Here is a 4,345-nt window from a genome sequence, read left to right as displayed (position 1 = left end):
AGCCCCAACCATCAACGCAGTGTCTAATTTAGAGCTTTGTGATGATGATTCTAACGATGGAATCGGCGAGTTTATGCTAAGTGACCAAACTGCAATACTATTAGGATCACAGTCTGCAACAGACTTTGAAGTGTCTTACCATTTAAATGCTACCGATGCAGAGTTAGGTGATAATGCGTTGCCGTTAACCTATACCAATACGGTAAACTCACAGCCTATTTATGTACGAGTAACCAGTTTAGCAGATACCAGTTGTTACAGTTTTTCAGCAGCACCGCTATTTAATTTAGTGGTAAACACAAGAGCCTTAGCAACAATGCCTGCTAATATGGAAATCTGTGATGATGCCAGTGGAGACGGAGTGGCCATTTTTGATTTAGCAAGCCAAGAGGCGGCTATATTAAGCGGTCAAAACCCAGCGGTTTATAATGTAAGCTTTTACGCCAGTCTTTCTGATGCGCAAAGTGGTACCGGAGCCTTGCCAAGTACTTATGAAAATACCAGTTCACCAAACCAACAAACGCTTTATGCTCGTGTAGAAGATCCTGCTTTTCCAAGCTGTTATGGAACGACAAGTTTTGATATTATTGTTAATGCCTTACCAGTACTAACAGCTCCTACAGCCTTAGAGGTTTGTGATGATGGCACACCAGATGGTCTTACGGAGATGGATTTAAGTATTAAAAATGCAGAAATCACAGGAGGTAATGCTTCTTATGTGGTTAGCTATCATGAAACTCTAGCAGAAGCAGAGCTTGGTGATAATCCATTACCAACCTTATATACCAACACCAGTAATGGTCAGGTGATTTATGCCCGTGTGGTAGACAGTGCGACATCCTGTTCAAGTGTTACCAGTTTAGAATTAGTTGTACAACAAGCTCCTGTAGCTTATACGCCAGCACCTTTAATTTACTGTGATCCTGATAATGATGGTTATGGCATCTTTGTTCTTAGCGATTTAGATACAGAGATTAACGGCGGAGATTCGGGATTAGTGGTGACGTATCACGAAACCTTAACCAATGCCAATAACGGGGTTGATGCTATTGATACCTCTATCGATTACGATAATATTGTGCAAGATGCACAAACCTTATATGCACGTGTAGAAAGTGCTACGATCTCTACGGATTGTGCAACGATTGTTGTGGTAGAATTAATCGTAGAGCCATCACCACAACTTGTAACTCCAACGGCTTTAGAGGTGTGTGATGATCGATCAGCAGATGGTTATGCGGTTTTCGATTTAACCACTAAAGCATCGGAAATCTTAGCGGGCCAAAGTGAGACGCAGTATCTTTTAAGTTACTATCTAAGTGAAGCTGATGCCGAAGCCGCAAATAACCCTATAAGTAACCCATCAAACTATAGTAATACGAATGCTTATAATCAAACGATTTGGGTTCGAGTAGAAGACAGTGCAACAACGGCAAGTTGTTATAAAATCACCAGTTTAGAATTGGTTGTTAATCCGCTCCCAGTATTAGTTACACCACCACCATTAGAGTTGTGTGATGTAAATGCGCCAGGAGATGAGCAAGAAGCCTTTTATTTAGAAGATGCTGAAGCTGGAATTTTAAATGGTCAGACCGGAATAACGTTAACTTATTACCAAACGCAAACAGATGCCGATAATGCAGTTAATGAAATTGTAAGTCCGTATGTTAATACCAGCAATGCTCAAACTATTTTTGTAAGAGCAGAGAATGATGCTACGGGATGTTTTAATACAGTTACCGTTACCTTACGTGTAGATCCAGTGCCATCACCAGAACCGAACCCAACACAAATTGACGTTTGTGATGATGATAACGATGGTTATGCTGAATTCGATTTAGAACAACGCACCTTAGAGATCACCAATAACGAACCTAATGTGGTTATTAGCTACCACGAAACGCAAACGGATGCAGAGACAGGCGTGAATCCAATTGTAGGGTTGTACACCAATATTGTAGCGAATACACAGATGATTTATGTGCGTTCAGAAAATACGATAACAGGATGTTACAGTCTTACACAAAACACATTAGAGTTAAATGTAATTGCGGCACCAGAGGTGCCAACAGCAATAGACCCTATTGTATTATGTGATACGGATAATAACGGTATTACCCAATTTGATTTAACCATAAAAGAGAGTGATATTTATAACGGACAAAATACTTCAGCTTTAGAGCTTAGCTACCACGTTAGTGCAGCAGATGCAGCTACAGGAGCCAACCCAATTGTAAATACAACAAGTTATACCAATACCAGCAACCCACAAACTATTTATGTGCGCTTGTATAACCCAACGGTAGGCTGTGAAGATGTAGGGACATTTGATTTAGAAGTAAATCTTCCACCAGTAGCGGTACAACCTACCCAATTAAGTTTATGTGATGACTTAGGGGAGATGCCAGGCGATGAGTTTACGGTCTTTGATTTAACACAAAAAGATGATGAAATCACAGGCAACAACGGCAGTTGGTTAGTCACGTATTATGAAACAAGTGCAGATGCGCAAGCGCAAACCAATGCTATTGCAGATCCTACTCAGTATACCAATACTTCAGTAAATGGTTTAGATGCTAACCCACAAACGCTTTATGCTGTGGTAACAGATAGCAATACCGGATGTACAGATATGGTTACCTTAACCATACGTGTATTACCAAACCCAACACCAACCTTAAGTGAGAATATTCCAGATTTAGAGTTGTGTGATGACTTTAATACAGGCGATGGTGTAGAGGTGTTTGATCTTACCGCAAATGAAATACTTATTCTTAACGGCGAGGCAGGTGTAACGGCAAGTTATTATGAAACGCAGTTAGATGCCAATAATGGTACCAACGCTATCCCAGACCCAACACAGTATACCAATATAGAGACACCAAGTCAGGAGATTTATGTGCGTGTAACACGTAATAGTACAGGATGTTATTCTTTAGTAGACTTTACCATTAGAGTGCACCCATTACCAGAAGTGGTTGCTGTTACAGATATGATTCAATGTGAATTATTTACCGATGGTATAGATAGTTTTGATCTTACCACTAAAGACGAAGAAGTCTTAAATGGTCAGGATCCAAATCAGTTTGTAGTAAGCTACCATAGCAGCTTGGCTGATGCGGAAGCAGGAACCAATGGTTTAGTAAGCTCTTATACCAATATAAGCAATCCACAGCAGATCTTTGTAAGTATAACCAATGTAGATACAGGCTGTTCAATAAGCACACAAAGTTTTTATATTGAAGTACATGAAGCGGCGCAGGCCAATCCGGACACCGTGCCAATTGTGTATGAGATTTGTGATGATGAAATGGAAATTGATGGCGATCCAACAAATGATAGTGCACAATTCGATTTAACAACAATGGATGCAGAAGTGTTAGACGCTCAAAACCCAGCAAATTATAATGTGACCTATTATGAAACGCAAGAGGATGCTGATTTAAAAGTGAATCCATTACCAACCTTGTATGAAAACACGGTAAACCCGCAAATTATTTATGCCCGTGTGGATAATGATACGCCAGATGCCACAACAGGAAATGATACCTCTATATGTTATGCGGTAGCCGAGTTAACCTTAGATGTTAATCCACTACCAGAATTAATTTTAGACGATCGTTATGTGTTATGTATTGATACTAATGGTACGGAGATCTTAGCTCCTTTAGTTATAGACACCTATTTAACAGCAGCAGATTACAGTTTTGAATGGTATTTTAACGGTGTTATCATCCCAGGAGAAACTGGACCAAGCTATATGCCGTTAGAAGAAGGAACGTACCGTGTAGATGTAACAGATATCAGTACTTCAACACAGACAAACTGTTTTAATAGTGCAAGTACAGAGGTTATAGAAAGTGCACCACCAAGTGTAACGATAGAATTGTTAACCCAAGCTTTTGCAGATAATCACATTTTAGAAGCGACAGCTATAGGGATTGGAGTTTACGAATACAGTTTAGATGGCGGACCATGGCAAGATAGCGGAGTGTTTAACAATGTGTCTTCTGGAGATCATGAGATTACTGCTCGCGATAGAAATGGATGTGGATTAGCGAGTACCTCGAAGTTTATAATCGACTACCCGCTGTATTTTACGCCTAACGGTGATGGTAATAATGAAACTTGGAACATTGAAGGTGTTGGAAGTAATGCAAAAATTTATATATTTGACCGGTACGGGAAATTATTAAAACAACTAAGCCCCGACGGCAATGGTTGGGATGGAACCTTTAATGGAGAAGCAATGCCAAGCGATGGCTACTGGTTTACAATAGAGTACGATGAACCAAGTACCGGACAACGCAAAGAATTTAAAGCACATTTTACCTTGAAACGATAA

The 4,345-nt window shown here is 40.0% G+C and carries 1 protein-coding gene; it reads left to right on the top strand.

Annotated features, from left to right (window positions below; genetic code table 11):
- A partial coding sequence (locus DFQ08_RS15855) for a T9SS type B sorting domain-containing protein (protein ID WP_114311019.1) occupies window positions 1–4,345 on the top strand: 4,345 nt, incomplete at its 5' end.

Origin of the sequence: Winogradskyella arenosi (assembly GCF_003337305.1) — a bacterium.
GTDB classification, from domain to species: Bacteria; Bacteroidota; Bacteroidia; order Flavobacteriales; family Flavobacteriaceae; genus Winogradskyella; species Winogradskyella arenosi.
This window is presented reverse-complemented; position numbering and strand designations above follow the sequence as displayed.